This window comes from Actinotalea ferrariae CF5-4 (assembly GCF_000603945.1).
Classification (GTDB): Bacteria; Actinomycetota; Actinomycetes; order Actinomycetales; family Cellulomonadaceae; genus Actinotalea; species Actinotalea ferrariae.
This window is the reverse complement of the sequence record NZ_AXCW01000441.1, coordinates 1-1617: the sequence shown is the minus strand read 5'-3', so window position 1 is coordinate 1617 and position 1617 is coordinate 1. Positions and strand designations below refer to the sequence as shown.

The window sequence follows — 1617 nt, the reverse complement described above, 5'->3', positions numbered from 1 at the left end:
CCACCGGCGCCGCCCCCGACGCACCCGCGCCCACGCTCGCCCAGAGCATGGCCGGGTGCGTCGTGCTGGTCACCGCCGAGCGCCGGTCCGCCGAGCTGTCCGCCGCGCTGCAGCGCCGCGGCGCCGTCGTGCGGCACGCGCCGTCCCTGAGCATGGTCCCGCACACCGACGACGCCGAGCTCATGCGCGCGACGCTCGAGCTGCTCGAGGTCCCCCCGGACGTCGTCGTCGTGACCACGGGCATCGGCTTCCGCGGGTGGGTCGAGGCCGCGGACGCCCACGGCGTCGCGGACCGGCTGCTCGACGTGCTCCGGGCCGCGCGACTCGTGGCGCGCGGGCCGAAGGCGCGCGGCGCGCTGCAGGCCGCGGGCCTGCGCGCCGACTGGGTCGCCGAGTCCGAGACGTCCGCCGAGATCGCCGAGGCGCTCCTGGACGACGGCGTCGCCGGGCTGCGCATCGCCGTCCAGCACCACGGCGCCGGTGCCGACGGGCTCGACGAGGCGTTCCGCGCCGCGGGCGCCGACGTGCACAGCCTCGTCGTGTACCGCTGGGGCCCGCCGCGGGACCCCGAGGCCGTGGCGGCGTCGGCGCGGGCGACCGCCGACGGCGAGGTCGACGCCGTCGTCTTCACCTCCGCTCCCGGTGCCGCGGCCTGGCTTGAGGCCGGCGACCGGGCCGGGGTGGGCCAGGCCGTCCTGGACCGGCTCCGGCACGGCTGCACCCTCGCGGCCGCCGTCGGCCCGGTCACGGCCCGGCCCCTGCGCGAGCGCGGCGTCGAGCCCCTCGTGCCCGACCGCGGCCGTCTCGGGTCGCTGGTCCGGGCCCTCGTCGGGCACTTCGGGGGCCTCACCGTCCTCGACACCGTCGGCGGTCCGCTGCAGGTCCACCGCGGCGCGGCCGTGCTGGACGGCCACGTGCTGCCGCTGTCCCCCTCGGGCCTGGAGGTCCTGCGCCTCCTGGCCGCTCGCCCCGGCGGGGTCGTCACGCGGGCCGAGGTGCTCGAGGTGCTGCCCGGGGACTCCAGCGACCCCCACACGGCCGAGGTCGCCGTCGCCCGGCTGCGCGACACGGTCGGCCGGGACCTCGTCCGCACCGTCGTCAAGCGCGGCTACCGTCTCGAGCTCGCGGAGGTCCCCCGATGAGCAGCCAGGTCCAGGCGCCCCTGCCCCCGCCCCTGACGGCGCTCCGGCCCGCGCCGCACGGCCCCACGCCGTCCCCGGCGCCCGTCCTCGTCGGCTGCTCGCACGGCACCGACGACGCCGACGGTCGCGCCGCGATCGCCGCGATCCTGGCGGGCGTCCGACGGCGCCGCCCCGGGCTCGACGTGCGGGAGGCGTTCGTGGACGTCCAGCAGCCGGAGGTGGCGGACGTCGTGGCCGGGGCGGTCGGGGCCACCACGGGCGCCGTCGTCGTGCCGCTGCTGCTCTCCGCGGGGTTCCACACGCACGTCGACGTCGCGCGTGCCGTCGCCGCGACGCCCGGTGCCGTCGCCTCCGGCACCCTCGGACCCGACCCGCGGATCGTGGCCGTCCTCGTGGACCGGCTCCACGAGGCGGGGGCCCGGCCCGGCGACGCGGTCGTGCTCGCCGCGGCCGGGTCGAGCGACGCGCGCGCGTC

General features: G+C 79.6%; 2 protein-coding genes. Both read left to right on the top strand.

What is annotated here, in order from left to right; genetic code table 11:
* The first annotated feature begins 47 nt into the window (after window positions 1–47).
* The gene (locus N866_RS18655; protein WP_034229600.1) at window positions 48–1142 is read left to right on the top strand and encodes a uroporphyrinogen-III synthase; all 1095 of its coding nucleotides are present in this window, start codon (window positions 48–50) and stop codon (window positions 1140–1142) included.
* On the top strand, window positions 1139–1617 hold a 479-nt coding region (locus N866_RS18650), incomplete at its 3' end, for a sirohydrochlorin chelatase (protein WP_216699494.1). The genes N866_RS18655 and N866_RS18650, both read left to right, overlap by 4 nt.

Coding starts and splice junctions, on each gene's coding strand:
- N866_RS18655 (WP_034229600.1), top strand. CDS start 48: ATGGCCGGGTGCGTCGTGCTGGTCACCGCCGAGCGCCGGTCCGCCGAG.